This window comes from Streptococcus oralis (assembly GCF_001578945.1).
Taxonomy (GTDB): Bacteria; Bacillota; Bacilli; order Lactobacillales; family Streptococcaceae; genus Streptococcus; species Streptococcus oralis_Q.
The window spans coordinates 1-1,127 of the sequence record NZ_KQ969573.1 but is presented as its reverse complement, the minus strand read 5'-3'; the positions used below and the strand labels follow the sequence as shown (position 1 = coordinate 1,127).

2 protein-coding genes are annotated in these 1,127 nt (G+C 41.3%); both read right to left on the bottom strand.

Annotation, left to right across the window (positions count from 1 at the left end; translation table 11 throughout):
• Positions 1 to 74 precede the first annotated feature (74 nt).
• Positions 75 to 764, bottom strand: coding sequence for a 50S ribosomal protein L1 (rplA, locus tag SORDD16_RS09775; RefSeq protein ID WP_001085675.1), 690 nt, complete (start codon positions 762 to 764; stop codon positions 75 to 77).
• A 97-nt stretch (positions 765 to 861) separates the two neighbouring features.
• A partial coding sequence (locus SORDD16_RS09770) for a 50S ribosomal protein L11 (RefSeq protein WP_061453286.1) occupies positions 862 to 1,127 on the bottom strand: 266 nt, incomplete at its 5' end.

Here is a 1,127-nt window from a genome sequence, read left to right as displayed (position 1 = left end):
CCGCTTAAACGTGTTTTCTTCTGTCCCACTTTGGGGGTGCAGTGCCGTGTGCTTGTTTTTTTCTAAACTACTGATTAAAGTGAGTTTACGTCAACCTTGATACCAACACCTTGAGTAGTTGTGATTGTCAAGTTTGTTACGTAAGTTCCTTTAGCTGTAGCTGGTTTTGCTTTTTGGATTGTTTCGTTGAAAGCTTTAAAGTTTTCAACCAATTTTTCAGCTTCAAATGATACTTTACCGATGATTGCTTGAACGTTACCTGCACGGTCAGCACGGTAAGTAATCTTACCACCTTTAGACTCTTCAACTGCTTTAGCAACATCCATTGTTACAGTACCAGTTTTAGGGTTTGGCATCAAGTTACGTGGTCCAAGGACACGTCCAAGACGTCCAACGAGAGCCATCATGTCAGGTGTAGCGATAACTACGTCGAAGTCCAACCAACCGTCGTTGATTTTCGCAACAAGGTCATCTTCACCAACAAAGTCTGCACCAGCAGCTTTTGCTTCTTCAGCTTTTGCACCACGTGCGAAAACAAGAACGCGTGAAGTTTTACCAGTACCGTTTGGCAATACCATTGCGCCACGGATTTGTTGGTCAGCTTTTTTAACGTCAATGTTCAAGTTGTAAGCAACTTCCACAGTTGCGTCAAATTTTGCAAAGTTAGTTTCTTTTGCAAGTGCTACAGCTTCTTCTACACTGTATGCTTTTGTGCTGTCGATTTTCTCAAGAGCAGCACGAAGTTGTTTGCTTTTTTTAGCCATTTTCTATTCTCCTTGTAAGTGGTTCAATCGATTTTCATCTCCCACGTCACTCCTCGAAATGATGAAGTCTTGCGGGTTATATTGGGGGTGTTATTGATTAGTCAACAACAGTGAATCCCATAGAACGAGCAGTACCTTCGATCATACGCATTGCAGACTCAATGTTTGCTGCGTTCAAATCTGGCATCTTAGTTTCTGCAATTTCTTGTACTTGTGCACGAGTAACTGTAGCAACTTTAGTTTTGTTAGGTGTACCTGATCCTTTTTCAACACCTGCAGCTTTTTTCAAAAGAACAGCAGCTGGTGGTGTTTTTGTAACGAAAGTAAATGATTTGTCTTCGTATACTGAGATAACAACTGGAA